We start from the raw sequence: 25366 nt of genomic DNA, 5'->3' as shown, positions 1-25366 counted from the left end.
CCTTTTTTGTTGTTGCTTTTGTTGTCGCTACTTGAAGGCGACCAAATCTACCTTGAGGTCGACGTCAAAGCCGAGGCTGCTTTCGTCGGGCATGGCCGCTCCGATGCTATAATCCAGACGCGCCAGCGAGGCCGCACCCGCCATTGTCGCAACATCATCCTCGATGCTGAGGGTGAACGGCAGGGTTAATGGCAAGGTTGTGCCTTTAAGAGTGAGGGTCCCGCGCGCCTCATACGTGTCGCCCGTTGCGAATAAATCGGCGGCGAACACGGCGGTCGGGAAGGTCGTTGCATCAAAGAAGTCTGACCCCATGGCTTGATCTGTGACGGAGCCAAGGGTGAAGGAGGCGATGGCGACGGTTACTTCGACGCGGCCCTTCTTGTCGCCCTCCAAAGTGGGATCGAAGGCAATATCGGCGGTCCAATCGGCGAAGCTGCCAGTTACGGCGCTACCGAGTTGTTGCACGGTGACGGCCACGGTGCCGCTTTCCACAGTCCAGTCGCTTTGCACGTCTGCGAGGTTGGTTTGCGCGGTGGCGGGGGTTTGCAGACCCAAAAATGTGCCCACCCCCATGGCGACGCCATAGAGAGCGACAGCAATCACCAGCGGGGTTTTGCTGTGGCGTTGCTGTGGCAGGGTCGGGGTGCTCATTTTTCCGGGAAGCATGCGTTTGAGCGTGGAGTCGCGATCAATAAAGGCGTGTTTCAGGGCCCCTGCGACGTGCAGAATAAGGGAGGCGAGAAGTAGCTTAGTGAACACGCCGTGCCAGCCAGACGTAATATGCGAGAACAATTCAGATTTGGGGAGTTCGGGGAGGATCGCGCTAAAGGGCCACAGGATCGGCGCGCTAAAGGCCGCGGTTGAGTGGTGAAGCCAGCCCGACAGGGGCACAAGAACGAGGGAGAAATAAAGCAGCCAATGCACGGCCTCGGCGGCGGTGGCCTCGGCGGGATTGTCGGCGTTCAGCAGGCCGGGTTTGGGTTGGGTCGTTGCCCAAAGAATGCGCAGGACAGCCACAAAAAACAGGGTGACGCCGACGGTTTTATGCAGACTAAAGAGCCACGCTTTTTGCGCGACCTCGTCGCTCGTTGCCATTGGGAAGTCGTTTGCGATCATGCCAAGGGGGAACGCGGTGAAAATAAGAAGGGCGGTGAGCCAGTGAAAGGTTTTGGTAACGCTGCCATAAAGGGCGGGCGAATTGGTGAGGGCCATGTTTTGCTCCGAAATTGGTTGCGCAAACTATAGGTGCGCGGGGGTGGCAAGCAAAGGCGTGAATACGTGCAGGTACACACAAGTATTGCGCGCGGTTGCAAAGGCGAACATTGCGAAAAGCTGCGCATCGTTGTATTTGAAAAGAAAACTATAAAAAGGAAGCGGTATCATGCGCGCATTTGTATTTCCGGGGCAGGGCGCCCAAACAATTGGCATGGGGAAGGCTCTTGCAGAAGCTTATCCTGCATCCAAGGCAGTATTTGACGAGGTCAACGAGGCGCTTGGCGAGAATTTGAGCGGGATGATTTGGGACGGTGATATTGCCGATCTGACCCTGACACAAAACGCCCAACCCGCGTTGATGGCCACCTCGATTGCTGCGTTGCGCGCGCTTGAGGCCGAAGGTGTTTTGGTGACGGATGCGGCGTTTGTCGCGGGGCACAGCCTTGGCGAATATTCAGCGCTGACGGCGGTTGGCGCTTTGTCACTCGCGGACACTGCGCGGCTTTTGCGTATCCGTGGTGCGGCCATGCAAAAGGCGGTTCCGGTAGGTATTGGCGCGATGGCGGCCTTGTTGGGGCTTGATTTTGCCACCGCCAAAGAGGTGGCCGAGGAGGCTGCACAGGGGCAGATTTGTCAGGCGGCCAATGATAATGATCCTTCGCAAGTTGTGGTTTCAGGCAACAAAGAGGCCGTTGAACGCGCGATTGAGATTGCGAAAGCCCGTGGCGCAAAACGTGCGATTTTGCTGCCTGTGAGTGCGCCGTTTCATTGCGCGTTGATGGAACCTGCCGCGCAAATCATGGCGCAGGCTTTGGCGGAAGTTACGATTAACGCGCCTTTGGTGGCGCTGGTGTCCAATGTGCAGGCCGAAGCGACGACTTCGCCGGATGTCATTCGGGACTTGCTGGTTAAACAGGTGACAGGATCGGTGCGGTGGCGCGAATCTGTGGAGTATATGGCAGGCCAAGGCGTGACTGAGGTCTGGGAAATTGGCGCAGGAAAAGCCCTCGCAGGGATGATCCGCCGGATTAACAAAGAGGTGGTTTGTCGCGCTGTGGGCACGCCCGAGGACGTTCTTGCGGCAGTTGAAAGCACGAAATAAGGAATGCAAATGTTTGATCTAACAGGAAAATGCGCGCTGATTACGGGTGCGTCTGGTGGTATTGGCGGCGAAATTGCGCGGGCCTTGCATGGTGCGGGCGCCACGGTGGCCCTTTCGGGTACACGGGTTGAGCCGCTTGAGGCGCTGGCGGCAGAATTGGGCGAGCGGACGCATGTTTTGCCCTGTAACCTAAGCGACGCCGCCGCCGTAGATGCGCTGCCGAAAGAGGCGATTGCCGCTATGGGTACCGTCGATATTTTGGTGAACAACGCGGGGATCACCCGCGATCAGTTGTTCATGCGGATGTCGGATGAGGAATGGTCCTCGGTGATTGACGTGAACCTGACCTCCACAATGCGCCTGTGTCGTGGCGTGATGCGCCCGATGATGAAGGCGCGTTGGGGGCGGATTATTAATATATCAAGCATCGTTGGGGTCACGGGCAATCCGGGCCAAGCCAATTATGCAGCGTCCAAGGCGGGGATGGTCGGGATGACCAAATCGATTGCCTATGAAGTTGCGTCGCGCGGAATCACGGCCAATGCTGTGGCTCCCGGATTTATTGCGACGCCGATGACGGACAAGCTCACGGATGATCAGAAAGATAAGATCAACGTGCAGATTCCCGCCGGTCGGATGGGAACACCCGCCGAAATCGCCGCAGCCGTTGTATATCTGGCCAGCCCAGAGGCCGCATATGTGACGGGAACCACGTTACATGTGAATGGCGGCATGGCGATGCTCTAGGGCTTAAAAGTGTGGGCATGCCTTAATTTAGGGGATGCCCCGCAACTATTTTTAGAATAGGGTCTGAGTGAGAAAATAATTTGCGCTCTTGATCCTTAAGAATGTATATCTATCTTCTGGAAAGCGTTTGCCTTGGCGGATTGATATGCTAAAGGAAGCGCAGAAGAACCGACAGCGGAATAAGCGTTTGCCGGATTTCCTGCGTTAGCAGGGCTTAAGTCGCCCACTCTGGGCAGGAAAGAAACGGGTGGTAGCACCCTACACTAGAATGAGGAAATAATATGAGCGACATCGCAAATCGCGTTAAAAAGATCGTCGTAGAGCACCTTGGTGTAGAAGAAGAGAAAGTCGTTGAAAACGCTTCCTTCATCGACGATTTGGGCGCAGACAGCCTTGATACAGTTGAATTGGTAATGGCGTTTGAAGAAGAGTTCGGCATCGAGATCCCTGACGACGCTGCAGAAACTATTCAAACTTTCGGCGACGCGACGAAGTTCATTACAGAAGCTTCCTAAGCCTCTCACAGAATTTTTAGCTATAACGGCGCTCCCTTAATGGGGGGCGCCGTTTTTCGTTATTATGTTTGCTCAGCTGTCGGTTGGGGCTTTTTCCCCTTGGTTTGAGCCAGCCAGACGGCCCAGAGGGTTAAGACCGCCCCGCCGATTTGGAGGGGGGAGAGCGTTTCGCCTGCAAAGGTCCAGCCAACAAGTACCGCAGTGATTGGACTAAGGAGACCGAGGGCCGAGATGATTTCCGTGTCCTGTGTTGCCAACCCGCGAAACCAAAGGAAGACCGCGCCTGCCGTGCCGAAGCCGGCCAGATAGGCGAGGGCGAGCCAGTTTTGCGCGGTAAAGCTGGGCATTGGTGGCTCGAAAACGGCAGCGAGAGCCGCGATCATGAGGCCTCCGGCGATAAGTTGCCAACTGACGAACCCCACAAGGGAGACTGGCGGCGTCCAGCGACGGGTGAGGACATTACCCAGAGCCATGGAAGCGGCGGCCACGATCCCCGCCAGAATGCCGAGGGGATCAAGCGTTGCGGCGGGGGTGAGAACCAATACCGCGATGCCTAATGCGCCAAGGCTGGCGGCAAAAAGGGAACGCGGGCGAATGCGGCGGTGCAGGACGATTCTGACGAGGAAGACGACCATAAGAGGCTGAAGCGCACCCAATGTTGCCGCGACGCCACCGGGGAGGGCATAGGCGGCATAGAATAAAAACGTCCAGAAAATGGCGAAGTTTAGCGCACCTAGAATGGTCGCGCGCAGCCACCAGATGCCGTGGGGGATTTCGCGCGAAAAGAGCCATAGCACAAGGCCCGCAGGCAGGGCCCGCCATGCCGCCATTCCCATCGGATGGTCGGGCGGCAGAAAGTCTTTGAGCACGATATAGGTCGTGCCCCATAGGATGGGCGCAAGGGCGGCGAGATAGAGAGTCGATTTGGAAGACATGGAGTTTGTCCTTTCGTCTTGACGTCAAGATAAATAGTTGACCACGTATTGCAAGGTATTTTTTCTTTATTCTTGACGTGAAGATAAAAACCAGCATCCTGTGTGTATGGATCATGTTGACAAAATTGTTGCGCAGTGGACGCAGGAGCGGCCCGAACTTGATGTCGGGCCGATGGAGGTTATTGGCCGCATTGTGCGTTTGGCCAATGTGTTGAACCAAGAGATGGAACGGGTTTTTGAACGTCATGATTTAACGGCTGCGAGCTTTGATGTACTCGCCACGTTGCGCCGCTCGGGCGCGCCGTTTTCGCTCTCGCCGGGGGCGTTGATTGGCAGCACGATGGTGACCTCTGGCACGATGACCAATCGGATTGATCGGTTGGTGACGGCGGGGCTGGTGGAACGGCGGGGCAATCCAAAGGATAAGCGTGGTTTTTTGATTTGCCTGACGGCGGCGGGGCATGCGCTGATTGATCGCGTGGTGGAGGATCATGTGGCGCGTCAGGCCGAGTTGGTTGGGGCACTGAGCGAAGAGGAACGCGAGGTTTTGGTCAAGATTACGCGAAACCTGACGGACGCGATTGGCGCTTTGCCGGAATAAATATTGACGCGAAAATAGGGGGTAAGCCGGTTTGGAGGACGAAAGCGGGGGGATTTTATCCCCTAGGGTTGTTTCTTTACCTTGCTCCTTAGGGGGAGAGCACGATATCAAGCAAGGAACAAAAGTTTAAGGCGGGAGAAACGCTATGCGTCGAGTAGTTGTCACAGGTTTAGGAATGGTCACACCATTGGCCGACGGTGTTGAAGAAACATGGAGCCGTCTGATCGCCGGAGAATCTGGGGCAGGGACGATCACGCGGTTTAATCCCGAACGTGTTGCCACCAAATATGCCTGCGAAATCCCCTTGGGGGACGGTAGCAATGGCACGTTTAACGCCGATAAATACATGGAGCCCAAAGACCGCCGTAAAGTCGATGATTTCATCCTTTATGCGATGGCGGCAGCAACCCAAGCCGTTGAAGATTCAGGCTGGGTTCCGGAAGACGAAGAAAGCAAATGCCGCACAGGTGTGATGATTGGCTCGGGTATTGGCGGGTTGTCGTCGATTGCAGAAACCGCGCTTGTTTTGGCGGAAAAAGGCCCGCGCCGTGTTTCGCCGTTCTTTATTCCGGGTGCATTGATCAATCTTGCGTCGGGCCAAGTGAGTATAAGATACGGCTTCAAAGGCCCCAACCACGCGGTTGTGACGGCGTGCTCGACGGGCGCGCATGCCATTGGCGACGCGGCGCGTTTGATCATGTTGGACGATGCGGATGTGATGGTCGCGGGGGGGGCAGAGAGCCCAATTTCCGAGATTGGCATCGCGGGTTTCAATGCCTGTAAGGCGTTGTCGACTTCGCGTGGGGACGATCCCAAAACGGCGAGCCGTCCTTATGACCGTGATCGCGATGGGTTCGTGATGGGCGAGGGGGCTGGTGTTGTTGTTCTGGAAGAATACGAGCATGCAAAAGCCCGTGGTGCGAAGATTTACGGCGAGGTTTTGGGTTATGGCCTGTCGGGCGATGCCTATCACATTACGGCCCCTGCGAGTGACGGCGATGGTGGCTATCGCTCGATGGCGGCAGCTATTAAGCGGGCGGGGATTACGCCTGCGGATATTGATTATATCAACGCGCATGGCACATCCACGATGGCGGATACGATTGAATTGGGTGCGGTTGAGCGCTTGATGGGGGATGCGGCGGATACCGCGACAATGTCCTCGACAAAATCGGCAACGGGGCACCTTTTGGGCGCTGCGGGGGCGATTGAGGCGATCTTCTGTATTCTGGCGATCCGTGACCAAGTTGCGCCGCCAACGCTCAACCTTGAGAACCCTGATGTGACGCCGCGCCTTGATCTGGCGCCGCTCAAAGCGGTGAAACGTAAAATTGACGTCGCGCTGTCCAACTCCTTTGGGTTTGGTGGCACAAATGCGAGCGTTATCTTTGGTAAGGTAAAAGACTAATGTGGAAAAATCTGGCCTCAAGCGCCCTGACTTTCCTGGTGCTTATTTTGTTTTGCTTCGGCGGCGTCGCGATGTGGGCGACCAAGCAATATGAAGCCCAAGGCCCGCTTGAAACCGCGATCTGCTTGAAGGTGGATTCGGGATTTAAAATGGGGACCGTGGCCGATATTTTGGAAAAAGAGGCGGCAATCACCAACGGGTATATTTTCCGTGTTGGCGTTAATTATTCCGACAAGGCTGCCGCCCTTAAGGCGGGGAGCTTTTTGGTGCCCGCTGGAACCTCGATGGAAGGCATTGTTGATATCGTAACGGGCAATGGTCGCTCTACTTGTGGGTCGGAAATTGTCTATAGAATCGGGGTGTTACGCAGCGAAGTTCAACTAAGGGAGCTTGACCCTGCGACCAATCGATTTGAAGAAAAATTCGCTTTTGATCCGGTCGCGGACGCGGTGCCAGAAGGGTTTGAGGAGGCGCGGCAGAATGCAGATTTGCGGTACCGAGTTGCCCTTGCTGAAGGGGCCACAAGTTGGCAGGTTGTTGAGGCGCTGAAGGCGGCGGATTTCTTGACGGGTGATGTTGATGAAATTCCAGCAGAAGGATGGCTGGCACCGGGGAGTTACGAAGTGGCGTCCGGCGAGACGCGCGCAGAATTACTGGCGGAGATGAAAGATCGGCAGGCCGCGGATTTGCAGGAAGCGTGGTCCAACCGCGCCGCAGATCTTCCGATTGAGACAATGGAGGAAGCACTTGTTCTCGCGTCGATAATTGAGAAAGAAACGGGGATTGCGGAGGAACGTGGGCAGGTTGCCAGCGTTTTTGTGAACCGCTTGAACCAAGGGATGCTTTTGCAAACAGACCCCACAGTCGTTTATGGCGTGACGGAGGGTAAAGGCGCGTTGGGACGCGGGTTACGCCAGAGTGAGTTGCGCGGAGATACGCCGTGGAACACCTATGTTCACGCGGGCCTTCCGCCCACGCCTATTGCCAATCCAGGGAAGGCGGCACTCCAAGCGGCGGTCAACCCAGACAGCACGAAGTACGTATTCTTTGTGGCGGACGGGACGGGCGGACATGCCTTTGCCACGACGCTTAAGGAGCACAATGACAACGTGGCCATTTGGCGTAAAATCGAAGCTGAGACACCCGAAAATTAGGGGTTTCAGCGGCAGGAAATGAAGGAAAAGGCGTCCGCTTCGGGCGCCTTTTTTGTGCGCATTTGCGACAGGTTTCCCTTTGTTTTTCGGGGGTTACATGGGGGTGCGTTCGGTGGGTGTTGCCGCGCAACACCTAGAAATCATTGATTTTTTCACTCTGATGTGTCAATTTGCAGGTCGAGCTAGAAGGGATGTGACCCCGTTGAAAGCGCCATTTTAGAGCGCTAGATTGAGCCACATTTCTCTCGTGCGGGCAAAGCATGAGAGGCGGACAATAAGAATATGACACTTATTACACCCATTGAGGATATTGGCAGTGCCGAAAGCTTGCTTTCGGTAGCCGAAAAACAGGTTCAACGTTTGATCGGTGCCGTCGAAGGCGTCTTGCAAACAAATGAAACAAGCCAAGATTTGGACACGAAGGAGGCCGTTGCGCTTTCGAAGGATTTGTCCAAAGCCTTGCAAACTCTATTTGAGGAAAGGTCGCGTGTTGAAAAACTTCGCAAACAAAAGTCCGGAATTGTCCATGACTTCGCGCTCGACTTTGACCGAGCACGCCTTGACATCGGGAGCCGCTTGGCTCGCTTGCGCAGAGCAAACAATACAGGAGACGTTTCTGAATGAATTAGGGGACGAGTCGCTTTTGGCTCTGCCTTGGTTGTTTGAATTTTGGGCCCTACCGCACCAACTCCCGCCGACAGGCGATTGGCGCACCTGGGTGATTATGGGAGGGCGTGGTGCGGGTAAAACCCGTGCTGGTGCCGAGTGGATACGGTCGGAGGTAGAGGGGGCGCGCCCCCTCGATCCGGGTCGCTCGCGTCGTGTGGCGCTTGTTGGGGAAACGATTGATCAAGTGCGCGAAGTTATGGTTTTTGGCGAGAGCGGCATTTTGGCGTGTTCTCCGCCAGATCGTCGGCCCGAGTGGCAAGCTAGCCGGAAGCGTTTGGTTTGGCCGAATGGGGCGATTGCCCAGATTTTTTCGGCCCATGATCCAGAGAGCCTGCGCGGGCCGCAGTTTGATGCGGCTTGGGTGGACGAACTGGCGAAATGGAAGCGCGCCGAAGAGGCGTGGGATATGCTGCAATTCGGGCTGCGCCTTGGGGAAATGCCACGCCAATGCGTGACAACAACCCCGCGTAATGTACCGATTTTAAAAGGTATTTTGGGGAATAAGTCGACGGTTGTGACTCAAGCGCCAACCGAAGTAAATCGCGCCTATTTGGCGGCGAGTTTCCTTGAAGAAGTGCGTGCGCGGTATGCGGGCACCCGTTTGGGGCGGCAGGAATTGGACGGTGTTTTACTGGAAGACACTCAGGGTGCGATGTGGACGCTTGGGACGTTGGATCAGGCGCGGGTCAATGAGGCCGACAATTTAACACGCATCGTTGTGGCGGTTGATCCGCCTGTGACGGGCCATAAAGGGTCCGACGAATGTGGGATTTTAGTGGTGGGCGCGCGCACTGTGGGCGAACCCAAAGACTGGTATGCCGTTGTGTTGGAAGACGCGACGATCAGCGGGGCCGCGCCCAGCGTTTGGGCGCAAGCCGCACTAGATGCGATGGAGCGCCACGGGGCCGATTGTTTGGTCGCCGAGGTTAATCAAGGCGGTGATTTGGTGGAATCGGTGATCCGACAGTTGGACCCGATGGTGAGTTACAAAGCGGTGCGGGCGAGCAAGGGGAAAGCGGCGCGGGCCGAGCCTGTAGCTGCGTTATATGCCCAAGGTCGCGTGCACCATTTGGGGGCGTTCACAGCGCTTGAGGATCAGATGTGTCGGATGACGCAGCAAGGGTATGAGGGCAAGGGCAGCCCCGACCGTGTGGACGCGCTTGTTTGGGCGATCACCAATCTTTTGATCACCCCAAACAAGATGGCGCAACGCCCCCGCGTACGCACCCTTTAAGCGTTCTTTAGGGACTTGTGAGAGAGTGGTTTCAACGAGAATGGAACCGAAAACATCCATTCTTATTCATATGTGTCAATAGGTTACCCGATTGGGAATTCTGATGGCCCGCCCGGTGGGTGTTCTTTTAGGCGAAGAAACAGGAGCTTCTTCAGATGGTATTTGATTTCCTAAAACGCGGCGAGACGGTTGCAGCAACTGGCCCAACTGCCACCAAAGCTTCCGCCACGGGGCCAGTGGTTGCGTATCATGGTTCCGGGCGTGTGGCATGGAGCCCGCGCGACGTTGTTTCCCTCACCAAAACGGGGTTTGCGAACAATCCTGTGGGCTTTCGGTCGGTCAAGATGATCGCGGAGGCGGCGGCGGCCTTGCCACTGGTGCTTCAAGATCGGGAACGTCGGTATGAGGATCATCCGATCCTTTCGTTGATTGCATCGCCAAACGGGGCGCAGGGACGGGCGGAATTGTTTGAAAACCTGTATGGGCAGTTGTTGCTGACGGGGAATGGGTATCTTGAGGCTGTTGCGGCGGAGGAGGGGCTTCCTTTGGAGCTTCATGTTTTGCGCAGCGACCGGATGAGCCTTGTTCCGGGGGCGGATGGCTGGCCGATTGCGTATGAATATGCCGTGGGGGGGCGCAAGCATCGGTTTGATGTTTCTGGTCATGTTAGCCCGATTTGCCACGTAAAAAGCTTTCATCCGCATGACGATCACTATGGTTTGAGCCCGATGCAAGCGGCCGCAAGCGCGATTGATGTGCACAATGCTGCGAGTCGTTGGAGCAAGGGTTTGCTGGACAATGCGGCGCGTCCGTCGGGGGCGATTATCTACAAGGGTCCCGATGGCGCGAGCATGTCGAACGACCAATACGAGCGCTTGCAGGACGAAATGTCGAGCTATCATCAGGGAGCCGCAAATGCGGGTCGACCGATGTTGCTTGAGGGTGGTTTGGACTGGAAACCGATGGGCTTCTCACCGTCGGACATGGAATTCCAGAAGACCAAAGAGGCTGCCGCACGCGAAATTTCCGTGGCCTTTGGCGTGCCGCCGATGTTGTTGGGTATTCCGGGCGACGCGACCTATGCGAATTACCAAGAAGCCAATCGCGCGTTTTACCGGCTGACGGTTGTGCCGCTGGCGACACGGGTTGCGGCAAGTATTGCGGAGTGGTTGAGCCGCTATAGCGGCGAGAAAGTCGAGCTGAAACCGGATCTGGATCAAGTCTCGGCGCTGTCGTCGGAACGCGACAACCAGTGGCGGCGGGTCAGTGATGCAAGCTTCCTGACGGATACCGAAAAGCGCGCCATTCTTGGGCTGCCCAAACTCTCGGAGGACGAATGAGCGAGCAGCCACATCATGTTGGTGGGTCGCGGTACCTTTATGAAGGGTTTGATGCCGCGGCGGCACGAATAGACGCGAATGAACGGGTAACAAAGTTGCAGTTTCAAGCTTTAGATCAACGGCTTAGTCGCATTGAACAGGCGCTTGAACGGTTGGAACGACGCCTTTGGTTGGCGGTTTACGGTGTGGTCGGGGTGATCCTTGCCCAAGGGATTATTTCCCTGATGGAAATGGCACCGAAATGAGGAAAATGACATGACTTCACAGGAATTAGAAACGGGCCTTGAGCGAAAATTCTGTCGTTTCGAGGACGGGGTGACGATTACGGATGGCATTAAGATCGAAGGCTATGCGAGTCTTTTTGGCAAAAGCGATCAGAGCGGCGACGTGGTTGCAAAAGGAGCTTATGAACGCTCGCTTGCGCATCTTGCGGCAAAAGGGCGGAGTGTGAAAATGCTCTGGCAACACGATCCCGCCCAGCCAATTGGCCTTTGGGACGAGGTGCGTGAAGACGCAAAAGGCCTCTATGTGAAGGGCCGGTTGCTTGAAGAAGTGGAAAAGGGACGCGAAGCGGCGGCGCTGATTAAAGCGGGCGCGATCGACGGGCTTTCCATTGGCTACCGCACCAAAAAAGCGGCAAAAGATGACAAGGGCCAGCGGCTCTTAACGGAATTGGAATTATGGGAAGTATCACTTGTGACATTCCCCATGCTTCCAGACGCGCGGGTCGGCGCAAAAGGGGCAACCCCCTTTGAAAACGACCTCATGCGGGATTTGGCGGGAGTGCTAAATGACGCTCGCTACATGCTGGCCAACGATAGCTGAGCCAGCGATCTAACCTCTCAAACAGGATTGTTTAATGAGCAAAAACGAGACAAGGGCTCGGGCCGGGACAGCTGTGTCTGACGGTCTGTCGCCGACCGCGGAGGTAAAGACCGCGCTGACCGGCTTCGTGAGCGATATCAAAGAGTTAAATAACGAAACCAAATCACAAGTTAAATTACAGGAAGAGCGACTTACCATGCTGGAACGTAAATATATGACTGCCCAACGCCCTGCTTTGTCGGCTCATGCCGATACATCTGCACCCCATCAAAAAGCCTTCGACGCCTATTTGCGCGTCGGGGATGATGATGCGCTTCGCGGGTTGGTCCTTGAAGGGAAATCCATGAATACGGCAGTGTCTGCCGAAGGTGGCTACCTTGTGGATCCCAAAACCTCCGAGACGATCAAAGGCGTGCTGTATACCACGGCGTCGATCCGTTCGATTGCATCGGTTGTTGAGGTCGAAGCGACGTCCTATGACGTGATTGTGGACCACACAGAAGTCGGCACGGGTTGGGCGAATGAAGTTGGTCCGGTGTCTGAAACGTCTTCTCCGACGTTTGACCGGATTGCTATTCCGCTTCATGAGTTGTCAGCCCTGCCAAAAGCCTCGCAACGCCTTTTGGATGACGCGGCCTTTGATATCGAGAGCTGGCTTGCGGGCCGGATTGCGGACAAGTTTGCCCGTGCTGAGGCGGCGGCCTTTATCAATGGCGATGGTGTTGACAAGCCTACGGGTTTCTTGACCAAAACCGACGTTGCAAATGCGTCATGGACGTGGGGCAAGCTTGGCTATGTTGCCACGGGCCAGGATGGTGATTTTGCTTCTGTAAATGCTTCGGATTCCATCGTTGATTTGGTCTATGCGCTTGGGGCCGAATATCGCGCCAATGCGACCTTCGTGATGAATTCCAAGACGGCAGGTGCGGTGCGCAAAATGAAGGACGCCGATGGCCGTTTCCTTTGGAGCGATGGCCTTCAAGCCGGCGAACCTGCGCGTCTTATGGGGTATCCTGTGATGATTGCCGAAGACATGCCTGACATTGCTTTGGGAGCGAATGCGATTGCATTTGGCGACTTCTCCAATGGCTATACCATCGCCGAACGCCCCGATTTGCGCGTATTGCGCGATCCGTTCTCTGCCAAACCAAACGTTCTGTTCTATGCGACGAAACGTGTGGGCGGCGACGTGAGCGACTTTGCGGCGATCAAGGTTCTGAAATTCTCCGTGAGCTAAGGCTTGTGGTGAATGATCCCTCCCTTTTTTAGGGAGGGATGCTGGGGCGCGCATCTTATGGGCCGTGTTGTCTAGCTGCTCCCCTCCGTCCGAGCGACACGGTAGGTGCGCGCCCTTTGAAACGGGCTGAGGGGAGCGCCATTTTGCACCTCAAACGGTACATGAAAATCGATATTTCGGAGAGTTTCCATGATGTTAATCGAGCAGACCACAGTTCCCACTTCGGCATTGCCGATTCAGGGATTTAAAGACCACCTGCGGTTGGGCACCGGGTTTGCCGATGACGGTTTTCAGGACGATGTTTTGAATACTTGTCTACGGGCCGCGATGGCCGCGATTGAAGCCCGAACTGGTAAAGTGATGATTGAACGCGCGTTTCAGTGGGAGCTTACTGGGTGGCGCGGCCTTTCGGAGCAGGCGCTACCTGTGGCACCCGTGTCCGCCATCAACAGTATCACGGTGAAGGATCGTTTGGGGGATGCGACGCTCGTTGATCCTACTCGTTATGTGTTGCAGCGCGATAATCAGCGGCCAAAAATTCAGGCCACTGGCGCGTGTCTACCCACCGTTCCGCTTGGCGGTCTTGTCGAGGTTATTTTCACGGCTGGATTTAGTGGTGCTTGGGAAGGGATGCCGGCGGATTTGGGCCAAGCGATGTTCTTGCTTGCGGCACATTTCTACGAGCATCGAACCGAAGGGGAAGGCAATCGCGGGTCTATGCCATTTGGTGTGTCCTCGCTGATTGAGCCTTACCGGACAGTTCGAATTCTAGGTGGGGGTGTGGCATGAGCGTTCCGAAATTAAATCGGCAGCTTGTGCTTGAGGCACCTGAACGGGTGGCGGATAACTCTGGCGGGTTCGTTGAGAAATGGGCCGCCCTTGGTACCCATTGGGCCGCCGTTGATCCCGGCGCTGCCCGCGAGAAAGCGGGCGACTTTTTGACGATCTCGTCGACGAGCCTCAAGATCACAGTCCGTGCGGCACCGTATGGTGCGCCTAGTCGACCCAAAGCTGATCAACGCTTTATTGAAGGGGCACGGATTTATCGCATTCAAGCGGTGACCGATGCCTATGAGAGTGGTCAGTATTTGGTCTGCATCTGTCAAGAAGAGGTGGTGTCATGAGCTATGGTGTTTCAGCCGCACTTCAGGCGGCGATTTACCAACGCCTGACATCGAGTTCAGCGTTGGTGTCGCTCGTAGGTGATGCAGTTTATGACAATCCGCCCTCCGGAACTCTGCCCGGAACCTACGTGAGTTTGGGGCCAGAAGACGTGCGTGACCGCTCTGATGGTCAGGGCCACGGGGCGTTGCATACCTTTACGATCAGTGTGGTGACGGATGCTGCTGGCTTTCAAACAGCCAAGACAATTGCGGCCGTGATATCGGACCGATTGGTTGATGCAGACCTACGGTTGAGCCGCGGAAAACTGATTTATTTGAATTTTGAACGCGCCATAGCTCGGCGTGTCGGAAACAGCGAAACGCGCCGGATCGATCTGAGATTTCGCGCTCGCGTGGAAGACTAATAATCCCAAATTTTGGAGTAATGACCATGGTAGCCCAAAACGGCAAAGACCTACTTATCAAGCTCGACATGACCGGTGGCGGGTTGTTTGAGACTATCGCTGGGCTTCGGGCCACGCGGATCAGTTTTAATGCAGAGAGCGTGGATGTCACGAGCCTTGAGAGCCAAGGCGGTTGGCGCGAATTGCTCGGCGGTGCGGGGGTAAAAACAGCCTCGATTAGTGGTTCGGGGATTTTCAAAGATGAGGGAACCGATGAGCGTGCGCGCCAAATTTTCTTCGACGGAGAAATTCCGAATTTTCAGGTGATTATACCCGATTTCGGCGTTGTCGAAGGGCCGTTTCAAGTGAACTCGATTGAATACTCGGGAAGCCACAATGGCGAGGCAACCTACGACTTGTCGATGGCGTCTGCGGGCGCGCTTCAGTTCACAGCGCTGTAATGGCGAATCCGTGGGCAGGAGAGGTTGAGCTTACTCTGGATGGGGAACGTCGCGCTCTCAAGCTAACGCTTGGGTCACTCGCTGAGCTCGAAAGTACGCTGGCAACGGGAACGCTCATTGACTTGGTTGAGCGTTTTGAATCGGGCAAATACTCCACGCGCGATGTTCTGGCACTCATTGTAGCTGGGCTTCGCGGCGGTGGGTGGCAAGGGCGCAGTGAGGACTTATTGCAGGCCGATATTGCGGGCGGACCGATTGAAGCAGCCCGTATTGCGGCACAATTGCTGGCCCTTGCGTTCACCATCCCCGGAACCTCTGAAGCCGGAGCGCTTTAGTGGCGATTGGAGAAGGATACGGCATGGACTGGCCTGCGCTTATGCGTGCGGGGCTTCGCGGATTGGGCCTTCAACCAGAAGAGTTTTGGCGGCTCACCCCGGCGGAATTGATGATGATGATGGGCAGCGAGGAACAACAAATGCCCTTGAGCCGCAGCCGGCTTGAGGATTTGTCGCGCCTGTATCCCGACGTTTTGAACACATAAAAAATCAGGAGCGCGATCATGATCCAAGATGTAGATGGTATTGGCCAATTTGATGAGAGGGTCGACTCCCTTGAAAACAGCATGAGTGGTGCGGTGGCAATGGCGGCCGCATTTGATGCAGAATTGATCAAGATGCGCGAAACTTTGAGTGCAACGGGCAACGAAGTTGATACGCTCTCGAAAGGAATTGGACGCGGGTTGCGGCGAGCATTTGACGGGCTTGCGTTTGACGGCATGAAGCTTTCGGATGCTCTCAATACGGTAGCGAAGTCCATGATCGATACCGCTTATGCTGCAGCAATCAAGCCAGTGACCAACCAACTCGGTGGAATCATTGCGACCTCGGTTAGCAATGCGGTCTCCGGTGCGATCCCCTTTCAAAAAGGTGGAGCGTTTACTCAAGGCAAAGTCATGCCGTTTGCGAAGGGGGGCGTGATTTCCGGCCCGATGAACTTTCCGATGCGTGGCGGCATGGGCTTGATGGGGGAGGCAGGTCCGGAAGCGATCATGCCTTTGGCGCGGGGGGCAGATGGCAGTCTCGGGGTGAAAACCCAAGGGGGAGGCCGTCCCGTGAATATTACCATGAACATTAGTACCCCAGATGCGCAGGGTTTCCAGCGCAGTCAGGGACAAATCGCGGCGCAGTTAAGTCGTGCCATGGGACGTGGTCAGCGCAACGCGTAGGGAGGAATTACGATGGGTTTTCATGAGGTAAGGTTTCCAGCATCCTTGAGTTTCGGGTCTGTTGGCGGACCAGAACGCAAGACAGATGTTGTCACGCTCGCCAATGGTTTTGAAGAGCGCAACACGCCGTGGGCGCATTCTCGGCGCCGCTATGACGCGGGTGTTGGAATGCGCTCCCTTGATGACATTGAGTTGTTGATTTCGTTTTTTGAGGCGCGGCGCGGGCAACTTCATGGCTTCCGGTGGAAAGACTGGTCGGATTTTAAGTCTGGACGCCCCTCAATGGAGCCAACGTTTGAGGATCAAGTCATCGCGCATGGGGACGGATTGCAGGCCGTGTGGCAACTCAATAAGACTTACGAGTCTGGGAGCTACACCTATACACGGCCTATTAAAAAACCCGTTGAAGGGACTGTTCGTCTTGGGATCCAGGGGGATATTCTACAGGAAAGTATCGATTTTGACATCGACTTTTCGACGGGCCTCGTCGCATTCTCGCACCCACCAGATGTAGGCGTCGCGATCACGGCTGGTTTTGAGTTTGACGTCCCTGTCCGTTTCGATGCCGATAGAATCCACACGTCCGTTGCAAGCTTTCAAGCGGGTGATGTGCCAAATGTGCCGATTGTTGAGGTGCGTGTATAATGACACTTTCTCCAGAACTGAAAACGCATCTTAAGTCGGGTATCACGAGTGTGAGCCGCTGTTGGGCGGTTACGCGAACCGATGGTATTTCCCTCGGTTTTACGGATCACGACGAAAACATTGCCTTCGATGGCGTTGATTTTCTCGCCAATACGGGGCTTACGGCGCGTGCGCTACAGCAAACGACGGGCCTTGCAGTAGATAATACTGAAGCCCTAGGTGCGCTCAACAGCGACACAATTCGCGAAGAAGATATCGCAGCCGGGCGCTATGACGGGGCACAGGTTTTGGCGTGGCTAGTCAATTGGCAGAATCCAATCGAAAGAACGCTTCAGTTTCGCGGTACAATCGGTGAATTGACGCGTGGAGATGGGGCGTTTCAAGCTGAGTTGCGCGGTCTAACAGAAGCGCTAAATCAACCCCAAGGACGGACCTACCAAAAACCTTGCTCTGCTGTACTGGGAGATCATTCTTGCCGCTTTAATCTTGATACTGCTGGCTATGTTACGACGCGTCCTGTCGAGACAATAAAAAACGCGCGCGAGATGTTTTTTGATGACTTTCTAGGGTTTGATGATCGGTGGTTTGAGCGCGGTCGTTTTGAAGTTCTAAGTGGGAATGCAAAAGGGCTTATTGGCTTTATCAAGAATGACCGCCTCACGGACAAAGGTCGCACGATTGAACTTTGGGAAGCCCTTCGATTGTCGTTGGACTCCGGTGATCTTGTTCGGTTTGAAGCTGGATGTGACAAACGTGTAAAAACGTGCCAGTTGAAATTCCAGAATTTTCTAAACTACCAAGGGTTTCCAGACATTCCTGGGGAAGATTGGCTTATGAGCTATCCGTCATCGGGAGATGTTAACGAAGGGGGCCAACTTGTTTCCTCTCAACAAACGGTTGAGGTGGGCTGATGCAAAGCGAGTTGATCGTACAAGCCGCGCGTTCGTGGCTTCGGACACCATACCGCCACCAAGCGTCGCAAAAAGGCGCGGGCACTGACTGCCTAGGTCTTTTACGTGGGGTTTGGCGGGAAGTATTGGGGTTTGAGCCAACGCGGGTGCCAGCCTATACGAATGACTGGAGCGAACCTCAGGGGGTTGAAGAACTCTGGGAAGCCGCGCTTGTGCATCTAATTGCGAAGCCCCTTGATCATGCGGCAATGGGGGACGTTCTGTTGTTTCGGATGCGCGTTGGCGCTGTTGCTAAGCATCTTGGCATTCAAGGGAATGTCGGATCTGAGCCAAGTTTTATTCATGCATATTCAGGGCACGGGGTGCTGGAAAGCCCCCTGAGTGCGCCGTGGCAGCGCCGAATTGTGGCGCGATTTGAGTTTCCCGAGGAGGGGTCCTAATGGCGACGATAGTTCTTTCAGCGATTGGTTATAGTTTAGGCGCCTCTTTTGGGGGAGCTGCACTTGGCATTTCGTCTGCGATCATTGGGCGCGCTGTTGGTGCGACCCTTGGCCGAGTTATCGATCAACGCCTTATGGGGTCTGGATCGCAGGCCGTCGAAACCGGCCGCGTGGATCGGTTCCGGATTATGGGGGCGAGCGAAGGTACCGCAATCCCACAACTCTATGGGCGCATGCGCGTACCCGGGCAGGTAATATGGTCCACGCGCTTCAAAGAAGAAAAAAGCACCACGCGCAGTGGTGGCAAAGGCGCGCCCAAAGGCCCATCGGTCACGAGTTATGCGTACTCGGTAAGTGCTGCGGTTGCACTATGTGAGGGCGAGATTACACGGGTTGGTCGTGTGTGGGCCGATGGCGTTGAAATATCGTCCGAAAACTTGAATATGCGCTTTTATCGGGGGGACAGTACCCAGATGCCCGATCCGAAAATGGAGGCAATTCAAGGAGCGGGAAATGTACCCGCCTATCGTGGAATTGCATATATCGTGTTTGAAGACTTGCCTTTGGGGCAGTTTGGAAATCGTTTTCCTCAGTTTAGTTTTGAAGTTGTGCGGCCTGCACAGCCCGAGATTACAAATGCTGTCGATGATCCCGTCAATATGATTGAAGGCGTGGCTTTAATACCAGGGACGGGGGAATATACTTTGGCCACGACGCCAGTCCATTTCCAGAGTGGCTTAGGTGTGAACACTTCTGTCAACGTCAACTCTCCGTCGGGGAAAACAGATTTTTTGACGTCTATGGATGCGCTCCGAGAAGAGTTGCCCGCGTGTAAATCTATATCGATGGTTGTGAGTTGGTTTGGCGATGATTTGAGGGCCGGTAGTTGTTCACTGAAGCCGAAAGTTGAACAAACCATTTCTGATGGATTCGGAATGCCGTGGCAGGTTTCCAGTTTGGATCGTTTGGGTGCGGAAGAAATCGTCAAAATTGATGATCGAACGATTTATGGTGGCACCCCCACGGACCAATCGGTGATTGAAGCCATTACTGATATCAATTCTTCGGGGCAAGACGTTGTTTTTTATCCGTTTATTTTGATGGATCAAATTGACGGAAATGGATTGTCCGACCCTTATACAGGGGCTGCCGATCAGCCGGCCCTTCCGTGGCGCGGTCGAATAACACTTTCTGTGGCCCCTGGGCAGTCTGGTTCACCTGATAAAACTGTGGTCGCCGAGGACGAGATCGAGAGTTTCTTTGGCACAGCGTCTGCGAATGATTTCAGCCAAACCGCAACTGGTGTGACTTACACGGGGCCGAATGAGTGGAGCTATCGGAGATTTATTCTTCATTACGCCCATTTGTGCGCTGTTTCTGGTGGAGTTTCGGCATTTTGTATTGGCTCGGAAATGCGCGGTGTGACGCAAATTCGTGGCGCAAATGGGAGCTTTCCTGCGGTTGCGCAATTGGTTTCGCTTGCAGCGGATGTTCGTAGCATTCTTGGGAGTGAAACGAAGATTGGATATGCGGCGGATTGGAGCGAATATTTTGGGTATCATCCACAGGATGGTTCTGGCGATGCGCTGTTTCACCTCGACCCCCTGTGGGCATCTGTAGATATCGATTTTATCGGAATTGACAACTATATGCCGATGTCTGACTGGCGTGAGGGGCAAGATCACCTCGATGCTTCTTGGGGATCAATATACAATTTGGACTACTTGAAGTCCAACATTGAGGGCGGGGAAGGCTACGACTGGTTCTACCATTCTTCAGAGGCGAGAGTTGCCCAAATCCGCACGCCAATTGAGGATGGTGCGTATGACGAAGCATGGGTTTGGCGCTACAAAGACATAAAAAACTGGTGGCAGAACCCTCATCACGAACGCATCGGTGGAATCCGTCAGGCCACATCAACAAATTGGACGCCTAGTAGTAAACCAATCTGGTTTACGGAAATCGGTTGTGCGGCTGTGAATAAAGGTACAAATCAACCCAACAAATTTATTGATGCAAAATCGAGTGAAAGCAGCCTTCCGAACCACTCAGATGGCACGCGTGATGACTTCATTCAAATGCAATATTTACGCGCTCTGTATTCCTATTGGAATACCCCCGCCAATAACCCTGTATCCGATGATACTGGAATTCAAATGCTCGACATGAAAAAAGCGCATGTTTGGGCATGGGATGCGCGACCCTACCCATATTTTCCAAACGCCCTTAATGTTTGGAGTGACGGCAAGAATTATGAGCGCGGTCATTGGCTGAATGGTCGCACTGGAGCAAGGTCCCTTTCCTCAGTTGTCGCCGAGATATGTGAGAGATCGGGCGTCAAGGACTACGATACGTCGAAGTTATACGGGTACGTGCGCGGGTATCAGGTTTCGGATATTTCTGGTGCGCGTTCAGCTTTGCAACCGCTGATGCTTGCTTATGGATTTGAAGCCATTGAGCGCGACGGCACATTGGTTTTTAAAACGCGAAACGGCTTGCCCGATTTGGATATCGAAACTGAAAAGCTTGCGATCCTTCCAGACCAAGATGCTCTCGTTCAGACTTCAAGAGCACCCGTCGCGGAAGTGGCTGGCCGAATTCGCCTGACCTTTGTTGAAAACGATGGCGATTTTGAAGTTCGCGCTACAGAGGCCATTCATCCAGACGAGGTGACCTATATGGTCTCCCAGTCTGAGTTGCCTCTTGCTTTGACGCAAACCGAAGCGCGCGCAATTGTGGAACGCTGGTTGGCAGAAAGCCGGGTTGCTCGTGACACTGTGCGCTTTGCTATGCCGATGTCAGAAATGGAGATTGGTGCCGGAGATATTCTACGCTTTGAAGAAGCCGGTGGGGAGGCGCTCTATAGGGTTGATAATGTAGAACAGGGGGGTGCTCAAATTCTGGACGCGGTGCGCGTGGAGCACGAGATTTACACGCCAAGTGACGCCACATCGGAGCCAATTGGCGTTCGGGGGTTTACCGCTCCGGTTCCCGTGTATCCGGTCTTTTTGGATTTACCACTACTGTCAGGGGACGAAAACCCCAACGCTCCTCACCTTGCGATTACTGCCACGCCTTGGCCAGGGTCAGTTGCTGTTTATGGATCTTCGGAAGATGCGGGATACACACTAAATACACTTATCGGTACATCCGCAACCATTGGTGAGACACGAACTGCATTGGTTAGAGCCCGTACTGGTTTGCCAGATCGGGGCGAACCACTTCGGGTAAAAGTTTACGGAGGAGCCTTGTCCTCCACGACTTGGGAAGGACTGTTGAACGGGAGGAATTTAGCCGCCATCGGGGATGGAACTAGCGAGAATTGGGAGGTGTTCCAATTTGCCGAAGCCAATCTCGTTGACAAAGATACCTATGAATTGAGTCTGCGGCTTCGCGGTCAATTGGGCAGTGACGCAATCGTCCCAGATAGCTGGCCTGTGGGAAGTCACTTTGTTTTGCTGGATGGTAAGCCCCAACAAATCGACATTTCGGCCGCCTCACAAGGGCTGGAACGTCATTATCGAATAGGTCCATCGACACGGTCTTTCGACGATCCGAGTTATGTTTACATCAGCGAAGCTTTTCAAGGCATAGGCTTGCGCCCATATGCGCCTGTGCATGTTCAAGGAAAGCATGACGGTGCAAACTTGGAAGTGTCGTGGATCCGGCGCACTCGATTTGGCGGTGATACTTGGTCGGGAATTGATGTCCCTTTGAATGAAGAATCCGAAAGCTATATTTTGCGTGTTCTGGACGGAAATAATATCGTGCGAGAGGTCACGACGACATCCTCAAACTACGCCTATACCGCAGCTCAGATCGCCCAAGATGGTGTGAGCGCTCCCTTTGGGTTGGAAGTTGCCCAAGTTTCCCAGCGTTTTGGTGCTGGCCCCTTTAGAAGGATTGAAATCAATGACTAATACCGGAAATTTGGGCTTGCCATTGGTGCAGCCAAGCCAAGCGCAAAAGCATATCACTGTCAACGAAAGCCTCGCGAAACTGGATGGGTTAACCCAATTGATTTTGATCTCAATTTCAACGGGGACGCCGCCGTTGTCCGCGTCGGACGGGGCATCCTATGGTGTGCCAATCGGAGGGGTGAATGCATGGGCTGGCCATGATGGCGAGGTCGCAATTTTTTCCAATGGAGGTTGGGTCTTTTCCAATCCTCAAACGGGCTGGAGAGCCTGGATTGCAGATCAGGCTTATTTAGCTCTGTTTGATGGATCGACTTGGGCTCAGGGCGCCGTTGCACAATCACCCAACGGGGCGAAATCAGGGTTTTCTGTCTTGGAGTTTGATCATGTTATTTCCGCGGGAAGTTCCAACTCAACCGCTGTTATGATTCCCTCCCATGCGATGCTTTTTGGCGTATCGGGAGTGGTCGTGAGCGACGTGACTGGGACGCTGACAAGTTGGAGTTTGGGGAAGTCTGGGTCCCTGAGTCAGTTTGGAAGCGGCCTGGGCCTCGCATCAAATTCCTATGTACGTGGTACGTTGTCGTCCCCGTATACCGAGTACAGTCCTACCTCCCTACTTTTAACGGCCGACGGAGGTGATTTTGCAAGTGGGACTGTTCGTCTAGCCATCCACTATTACTCACTCACGATTCCGAGCATTTAAATGCGGCCTGTCTTGCACGGGGATATGACCGCAGCGGCGCGCGCTCTTCTTTGTTTTCCAGAGAGGAGGCGTGTTAGTGCTTTTCAACTCATGCTGACGGAGGCAGAGGCTGCGGATAAATACCGAAAATCCACCGGCCGGTGTCATCCGCTATGGGGAAACGGTAGCCTTATGGCGGCGGCGAATATGCGTCCTCAAGCAAAGGAGCCGTACTTGGATGATTTGGAATACTGTGGGATTTTAGCGCTAACATTTGAATGTTTATTGGCGTGGCGCATGAAGCAACGAAACCGAGCATAGTTCCATAACTTCTTCGAATATGTTGTATCACACCTTTGCGATTGTTGATTTCTCCCTATCTGTTGTAGACTGGGGTGAAATTGAAAGGGTACATCATGGCGAAAGCGCAGAAAAACATTAGTGAGATTGATCCTGTCTGGTCGCGAATTTGCCATGAAGCAGAGGAGGCGGTGCGTGACGAGCCTTTGATGGGCGGCATGTTACACGGCTCTCTCCTGCATCATGCGTCTCTAGAAGGTGCCTTGGCGTACCGTTTGTCGTTAAAGCTGGCGTCGCCGGAAATGTCGGAACAGATACTGCGGGAAATTGCAGATCAAGCTTATGCCGACGATCCGAGTTTGATTGAAGCCGCGCGTGCAGACCTTGTTGCCGTGAACGAACGGGATCCAGCCTGTAATCGTTATATTCAGCCCATCCTTTACTTCAAAGGATTTCAGGCCATGCAAGCCTATCGGATTGGGCACTGGTTGTGGAAAAAAGAGCGTTTCGATATGGCGTTCTTTTTACAAATGCGTATTTCCGAAGCCTTTGGCATCGATATACATCCGGCGGCCAGAGTCGGCAAAGGCATTATGATGGATCACGCCCATTCGATTGTTATCGGTGGCACCGCAGTGGTTGGCGACAACGTTTCAATCTTGCAGTCGGTGACCCTAGGTGGCACGGGCAAAGAGAGCGGCGACCGCCACCCGAAAATCGGTGATGGCGTCTTGATTGGCGCTGGCGCGAAAATTCTTGGCAACATTAAAGTCGGACGTTGCAGTCGGATTGCGGCAGGTTCGGTTGTACTTCACGAAGTACCGCCATGCACAACTGTTGCTGGCGTGCCTGCCAAGGTTGTGGGCGAAGCGGGATGCCCTCAGCCTTCGATTTCAATGAACCAAGTGATCGGTAAATAGGGATTTACGAACACTGAAAGCAAAAAACGCCGGCGCTTCACAGCGCCGGCGTTTTTGTTTGAACAGTAACTTCTAATTAGGCCAGCATCGCAATCGGGTTTTCGAGGTTTTCAACGATTGCATTGAGTAGGTTTGCCCCAATCGCCCCGTCAATAACACGGTGGTCGACCGACATGGTGACGGACATAACTGTCGCGACTGTTAGTTCGCCGTCGTCGCCAACCACAGGGCGTTTCTTGCCCGCGCCCACAGCCAAAATGCCGGCATGGGGTGGATTCACGATGGCGTCAAAGTTGTCGATGCCAAACATACCGAGGTTTGAAATCGCGAACGATCCGCCCTGATATTCGTGTGGCGCAAGTTTGCGAGTCCGCGCGCGCGCCGCCAAATCTTTCATCTCGGCGGAGAGGGCAGAGAGCGATTTCATCTGCGAATCTTGGAGCACTGGGGTAAACAGACCGCCTTCAATGGCGACGGCTACCGCAACATCCGAGGATTTCATCTGAAGAACACGATCCCCAGCCCATACGGCGTTGGCTTCAGGCACTTGTTGCAGGGCGAGCGCCACCGCTTTGATGATGAAGTCATTGACCGAGAGTTTTACTCCACGGGCTTCAAGCTGCTTGTTGAGGGTGCCACGGAATTTGAGTAAAGCATCAAGTTTGATATCACGGCGTAGATAGAAGTGCGGCACCGTTTGCTTGGCTTCGGTCAGGCGGGCAGCAATTGTTTTGCGCATACCGTCAAGGGTGATTTCTTCGTAGTCGCGATCTGCGTACATCTTGGCAACTTGGCTTGCATCTGCTCCGGTTGCTAGGGCCGCTTTGGCTGGAGCCGCAGAAGTGGCTGGCGCGGATTTAGGCGCTGCCGTTGCATTCTCTACATCAGCTTTTACGATCCGTCCTTTTGGACCCGATCCTGAAATAGCGCTCAAGTCGAGACCTTTATCCGCAGCAATACGCCGCGCAAGTGGGGAGGCGAAGAGGCGTTCACCCGAGGCCGCAGCGGGGGCTGCTGGGGTGGACGCGGCAGCTGGGCTTGTTTCTACACTTTCTGCTTTTGCTGGTGCGGCTTCTGTTTTCTTAGCCGCAGCAGGTGCACCAATGTCACTTGCACTTTCGCCATCCTCTAAGAGGACAGCAATCAGTGTGTTGACGGCAACGCCCTCGGAGCCTTCGGCAACGAGGATTTTACCAATAACGCCTTCGTCCACGGCTTCAAATTCCATCGTGGCCTTGTCGGTTTCAATTTCCGCAATCAGGTCGCCAGAAGACACGGTATCGCCTTCCTTCACGAGCCATTTAGCAAGAGTGCCTTCTTCCATTGTGGGAGAAAGCGCGGGCATGAGTATTTCGATTGGCATCCGGTTTCTC

General features: G+C 54.4%; 28 protein-coding genes. 25 read left to right on the top strand and 3 right to left on the bottom strand.

Features of this window, described 5'->3' with window-relative positions; translation table 11 throughout:
* Positions 1-27: 27 nt before the first annotated feature.
* On the bottom strand, positions 28-1212 hold the full coding sequence (locus tag AB9F29_RS13665) for a cytochrome b/b6 domain-containing protein (RefSeq protein WP_369756073.1): 1185 nt from the start codon (positions 1210-1212) through the stop codon (positions 28-30).
* Positions 1213-1381: 169 nt separating this feature from the next.
* Between AB9F29_RS13665 and fabD the strand changes: the two genes are divergently transcribed.
* The 3 genes from fabD to AB9F29_RS13650 all read left to right on the top strand — a co-directional run bounded on the left by fabD (position 1382) and on the right by AB9F29_RS13650 (position 3579).
* The gene (gene fabD / locus AB9F29_RS13660; protein ID WP_369756072.1) at positions 1382-2317 is read left to right on the top strand and encodes an ACP S-malonyltransferase; all 936 of its coding nucleotides are present in this window, start codon (positions 1382-1384) and stop codon (positions 2315-2317) included.
* Between the two features lie 9 nt (positions 2318-2326).
* On the top strand, positions 2327-3064 hold the full coding sequence (fabG, locus tag AB9F29_RS13655) for a 3-oxoacyl-[acyl-carrier-protein] reductase (RefSeq protein WP_369756071.1): 738 nt from the start codon (positions 2327-2329) through the stop codon (positions 3062-3064).
* Positions 3065-3345: 281 nt separating this feature from the next.
* Entirely contained in the window at positions 3346-3579 is a 234-nt protein-coding gene (locus AB9F29_RS13650; protein ID WP_039002057.1) for an acyl carrier protein, read from the top strand.
* A gap of 62 nt (positions 3580-3641) precedes the next feature.
* Here AB9F29_RS13650 and AB9F29_RS13645 read toward each other — a convergent pair whose 3' ends face one another.
* Positions 3642-4514, bottom strand: a complete 873-nt coding sequence (locus tag AB9F29_RS13645; RefSeq protein WP_369756070.1) for an EamA family transporter — start codon at positions 4512-4514, stop codon at positions 3642-3644.
* A gap of 106 nt (positions 4515-4620) precedes the next feature.
* On the opposite strand from AB9F29_RS13645, the gene AB9F29_RS13640 reads away from it, so the two are divergent.
* From AB9F29_RS13640 to cysE, 22 genes are all read left to right on the top strand, one after another.
* Complete coding sequence (locus tag AB9F29_RS13640) at positions 4621-5115, top strand: MarR family winged helix-turn-helix transcriptional regulator (RefSeq protein WP_369756069.1); 495 nt, start codon at positions 4621-4623, stop codon at positions 5113-5115.
* 145 nt (positions 5116-5260) lie between these two features.
* Positions 5261-6523, top strand: a complete 1263-nt coding sequence (gene fabF, locus AB9F29_RS13635; protein WP_039002060.1) for a beta-ketoacyl-ACP synthase II — start codon at positions 5261-5263, stop codon at positions 6521-6523.
* Positions 6523-7677, top strand: a complete 1155-nt coding sequence (gene mltG / locus AB9F29_RS13630; protein WP_335584266.1) for an endolytic transglycosylase MltG — start codon at positions 6523-6525, stop codon at positions 7675-7677. The genes fabF and mltG overlap by 1 nt, the downstream gene beginning before the upstream one ends.
* A gap of 282 nt (positions 7678-7959) precedes the next feature.
* On the top strand, positions 7960-8301 hold the full coding sequence (locus AB9F29_RS13625) for a hypothetical protein (protein ID WP_369756068.1): 342 nt from the start codon (positions 7960-7962) through the stop codon (positions 8299-8301).
* Positions 8204-9580, top strand: coding sequence for a DNA-packaging protein (locus tag AB9F29_RS13620; RefSeq protein ID WP_369756067.1), 1377 nt, complete (start codon positions 8204-8206; stop codon positions 9578-9580). The genes AB9F29_RS13625 and AB9F29_RS13620 overlap by 98 nt, the downstream gene beginning before the upstream one ends.
* Before the next feature lie 155 nt (positions 9581-9735).
* The gene (locus AB9F29_RS13615) at positions 9736-10920 is read left to right on the top strand and encodes a phage portal protein (RefSeq protein WP_369756066.1); all 1185 of its coding nucleotides are present in this window, start codon (positions 9736-9738) and stop codon (positions 10918-10920) included.
* Positions 10917-11165 carry a hypothetical protein gene (locus tag AB9F29_RS13610; protein ID WP_335584262.1) on the top strand — a complete coding sequence of 83 codons (249 nt, stop codon included), beginning with the start codon at positions 10917-10919 and terminating at the stop codon, positions 11163-11165. Before AB9F29_RS13615 ends, AB9F29_RS13610 begins: the two co-directional genes overlap by 4 nt.
* A 10-nt stretch (positions 11166-11175) precedes the next feature.
* Positions 11176-11745: an HK97 family phage prohead protease gene (locus AB9F29_RS13605; RefSeq protein ID WP_369756065.1), complete on the top strand. Its 570-nt coding sequence runs from the start codon at positions 11176-11178 to the stop codon at positions 11743-11745.
* A gap of 34 nt (positions 11746-11779) precedes the next feature.
* Entirely contained in the window at positions 11780-12982 is a 1203-nt protein-coding gene (locus tag AB9F29_RS13600; protein ID WP_369756064.1) for a phage major capsid protein, read from the top strand.
* Between the two features lie 189 nt (positions 12983-13171).
* Positions 13172-13771 (top strand): head-tail connector protein, encoded by a 600-nt coding sequence (locus tag AB9F29_RS13595; RefSeq protein ID WP_369756063.1) that lies wholly within the window; start codon positions 13172-13174, stop codon positions 13769-13771.
* On the top strand, positions 13768-14106 hold the full coding sequence (locus AB9F29_RS13590; RefSeq protein WP_369756062.1) for a phage head closure protein: 339 nt from the start codon (positions 13768-13770) through the stop codon (positions 14104-14106). Before AB9F29_RS13595 ends, AB9F29_RS13590 begins: the two co-directional genes overlap by 4 nt.
* Entirely contained in the window at positions 14103-14510 is a 408-nt protein-coding gene (locus AB9F29_RS13585) for a DUF3168 domain-containing protein (RefSeq protein WP_369756061.1), read from the top strand. Before AB9F29_RS13590 ends, AB9F29_RS13585 begins: the two co-directional genes overlap by 4 nt.
* 26 nt (positions 14511-14536) lie before the next feature.
* On the top strand, positions 14537-14950 hold the full coding sequence (locus tag AB9F29_RS13580; RefSeq protein WP_335584256.1) for a phage major tail protein, TP901-1 family: 414 nt from the start codon (positions 14537-14539) through the stop codon (positions 14948-14950).
* On the top strand, positions 14950-15285 hold the full coding sequence (locus AB9F29_RS13575; RefSeq protein WP_335584255.1) for a gene transfer agent family protein: 336 nt from the start codon (positions 14950-14952) through the stop codon (positions 15283-15285). Before AB9F29_RS13580 ends, AB9F29_RS13575 begins: the two co-directional genes overlap by 1 nt.
* A gap of 23 nt (positions 15286-15308) precedes the next feature.
* Positions 15309-15491 (top strand): rcc01693 family protein, encoded by a 183-nt coding sequence (locus tag AB9F29_RS13570; RefSeq protein ID WP_369756060.1) that lies wholly within the window; start codon positions 15309-15311, stop codon positions 15489-15491.
* 21 nt (positions 15492-15512) lie between these two features.
* Positions 15513-16175 (top strand): phage tail tape measure protein, encoded by a 663-nt coding sequence (locus AB9F29_RS13565; protein ID WP_369756107.1) that lies wholly within the window; start codon positions 15513-15515, stop codon positions 16173-16175.
* Between the two features lie 12 nt (positions 16176-16187).
* On the top strand, positions 16188-16820 hold the full coding sequence (locus tag AB9F29_RS13560) for a DUF2460 domain-containing protein (protein WP_335584253.1): 633 nt from the start codon (positions 16188-16190) through the stop codon (positions 16818-16820).
* Positions 16820-17731: a DUF2163 domain-containing protein gene (locus AB9F29_RS13555; protein WP_369756059.1), complete on the top strand. Its 912-nt coding sequence runs from the start codon at positions 16820-16822 to the stop codon at positions 17729-17731. Before AB9F29_RS13560 ends, AB9F29_RS13555 begins: the two co-directional genes overlap by 1 nt.
* Positions 17731-18171 carry an NlpC/P60 family protein gene (locus AB9F29_RS13550; protein ID WP_335584251.1) on the top strand — a complete coding sequence of 147 codons (441 nt, stop codon included), beginning with the start codon at positions 17731-17733 and terminating at the stop codon, positions 18169-18171. The genes AB9F29_RS13555 and AB9F29_RS13550 overlap by 1 nt, the downstream gene beginning before the upstream one ends.
* Complete coding sequence (locus AB9F29_RS13545) at positions 18171-22091, top strand: glycoside hydrolase/phage tail family protein (RefSeq protein WP_369756058.1); 3921 nt, start codon at positions 18171-18173, stop codon at positions 22089-22091. The genes AB9F29_RS13550 and AB9F29_RS13545 overlap by 1 nt, the downstream gene beginning before the upstream one ends.
* Complete coding sequence (locus tag AB9F29_RS13540) at positions 22084-22794, top strand: DUF2793 domain-containing protein (protein WP_335584249.1); 711 nt, start codon at positions 22084-22086, stop codon at positions 22792-22794. The genes AB9F29_RS13545 and AB9F29_RS13540 overlap by 8 nt, the downstream gene beginning before the upstream one ends.
* 395 nt (positions 22795-23189) lie before the next feature.
* Positions 23190-23993 (top strand): serine O-acetyltransferase, encoded by an 804-nt coding sequence (gene cysE, locus AB9F29_RS13535; protein WP_039002068.1) that lies wholly within the window; start codon positions 23190-23192, stop codon positions 23991-23993.
* Positions 23994-24069: 76 nt separating this feature from the next.
* On the opposite strand, the gene AB9F29_RS13530 is transcribed toward cysE, so the two are convergent.
* The gene (locus tag AB9F29_RS13530; protein WP_369756057.1) at positions 24070-25356 is read right to left on the bottom strand and encodes a pyruvate dehydrogenase complex dihydrolipoamide acetyltransferase; all 1287 of its coding nucleotides are present in this window, start codon (positions 25354-25356) and stop codon (positions 24070-24072) included.
* Positions 25357-25366 lie beyond the last annotated feature (10 nt).

The sequence above is a fragment of the Falsihalocynthiibacter sp. S25ZX9 genome (assembly GCF_041205405.1).
Taxonomy (GTDB): Bacteria; Pseudomonadota; Alphaproteobacteria; order Rhodobacterales; family Rhodobacteraceae; genus Falsihalocynthiibacter; species Falsihalocynthiibacter arcticus.
The sequence above is the reverse complement of the archived record's forward strand: the minus strand, read 5'-3'. Positions and strand labels throughout refer to the sequence as shown.

Coding starts and splice junctions, on each gene's coding strand:
- AB9F29_RS13625 (WP_369756068.1), top strand. CDS start 7,960: ATGACACTTATTACACCCATTGAGGATATTGGCAGTGCCGAAAGCTTG.
- AB9F29_RS13550 (WP_335584251.1), top strand. CDS start 17,731: ATGCAAAGCGAGTTGATCGTACAAGCCGCGCGTTCGTGGCTTCGGACA.
- AB9F29_RS13665 (WP_369756073.1), bottom strand. CDS start 1,212: ATGGCCCTCACCAATTCGCCCGCCCTTTATGGCAGCGTTACCAAAACC.
- AB9F29_RS13590 (WP_369756062.1), top strand. CDS start 13,768: ATGAGCGTTCCGAAATTAAATCGGCAGCTTGTGCTTGAGGCACCTGAA.
- AB9F29_RS13605 (WP_369756065.1), top strand. CDS start 11,176: ATGACTTCACAGGAATTAGAAACGGGCCTTGAGCGAAAATTCTGTCGT.
- AB9F29_RS13600 (WP_369756064.1), top strand. CDS start 11,780: ATGAGCAAAAACGAGACAAGGGCTCGGGCCGGGACAGCTGTGTCTGAC.
- AB9F29_RS13540 (WP_335584249.1), top strand. CDS start 22,084: ATGACTAATACCGGAAATTTGGGCTTGCCATTGGTGCAGCCAAGCCAA.
- mltG (WP_335584266.1), top strand. CDS start 6,523: ATGTGGAAAAATCTGGCCTCAAGCGCCCTGACTTTCCTGGTGCTTATT.
- AB9F29_RS13645 (WP_369756070.1), bottom strand. CDS start 4,514: ATGTCTTCCAAATCGACTCTCTATCTCGCCGCCCTTGCGCCCATCCTA.
- AB9F29_RS13610 (WP_335584262.1), top strand. CDS start 10,917: ATGAGCGAGCAGCCACATCATGTTGGTGGGTCGCGGTACCTTTATGAA.
- cysE (WP_039002068.1), top strand. CDS start 23,190: ATGGCGAAAGCGCAGAAAAACATTAGTGAGATTGATCCTGTCTGGTCG.
- AB9F29_RS13650 (WP_039002057.1), top strand. CDS start 3,346: ATGAGCGACATCGCAAATCGCGTTAAAAAGATCGTCGTAGAGCACCTT.
- fabF (WP_039002060.1), top strand. CDS start 5,261: ATGCGTCGAGTAGTTGTCACAGGTTTAGGAATGGTCACACCATTGGCC.
- AB9F29_RS13585 (WP_369756061.1), top strand. CDS start 14,103: ATGAGCTATGGTGTTTCAGCCGCACTTCAGGCGGCGATTTACCAACGC.
- AB9F29_RS13615 (WP_369756066.1), top strand. CDS start 9,736: ATGGTATTTGATTTCCTAAAACGCGGCGAGACGGTTGCAGCAACTGGC.
- AB9F29_RS13580 (WP_335584256.1), top strand. CDS start 14,537: ATGGTAGCCCAAAACGGCAAAGACCTACTTATCAAGCTCGACATGACC.
- AB9F29_RS13545 (WP_369756058.1), top strand. CDS start 18,171: ATGGCGACGATAGTTCTTTCAGCGATTGGTTATAGTTTAGGCGCCTCT.
- AB9F29_RS13595 (WP_369756063.1), top strand. CDS start 13,172: ATGATGTTAATCGAGCAGACCACAGTTCCCACTTCGGCATTGCCGATT.
- fabD (WP_369756072.1), top strand. CDS start 1,382: ATGCGCGCATTTGTATTTCCGGGGCAGGGCGCCCAAACAATTGGCATG.
- AB9F29_RS13560 (WP_335584253.1), top strand. CDS start 16,188: ATGGGTTTTCATGAGGTAAGGTTTCCAGCATCCTTGAGTTTCGGGTCT.
- fabG (WP_369756071.1), top strand. CDS start 2,327: ATGTTTGATCTAACAGGAAAATGCGCGCTGATTACGGGTGCGTCTGGT.
- AB9F29_RS13640 (WP_369756069.1), top strand. CDS start 4,621: ATGGATCATGTTGACAAAATTGTTGCGCAGTGGACGCAGGAGCGGCCC.
- AB9F29_RS13620 (WP_369756067.1), top strand. CDS start 8,204: ATGACTTCGCGCTCGACTTTGACCGAGCACGCCTTGACATCGGGAGCC.
- AB9F29_RS13530 (WP_369756057.1), bottom strand. CDS start 25,356: ATGCCAATCGAAATACTCATGCCCGCGCTTTCTCCCACAATGGAAGAA.
- AB9F29_RS13575 (WP_335584255.1), top strand. CDS start 14,950: ATGGCGAATCCGTGGGCAGGAGAGGTTGAGCTTACTCTGGATGGGGAA.
- AB9F29_RS13555 (WP_369756059.1), top strand. CDS start 16,820: ATGACACTTTCTCCAGAACTGAAAACGCATCTTAAGTCGGGTATCACG.
- AB9F29_RS13570 (WP_369756060.1), top strand. CDS start 15,309: ATGGACTGGCCTGCGCTTATGCGTGCGGGGCTTCGCGGATTGGGCCTT.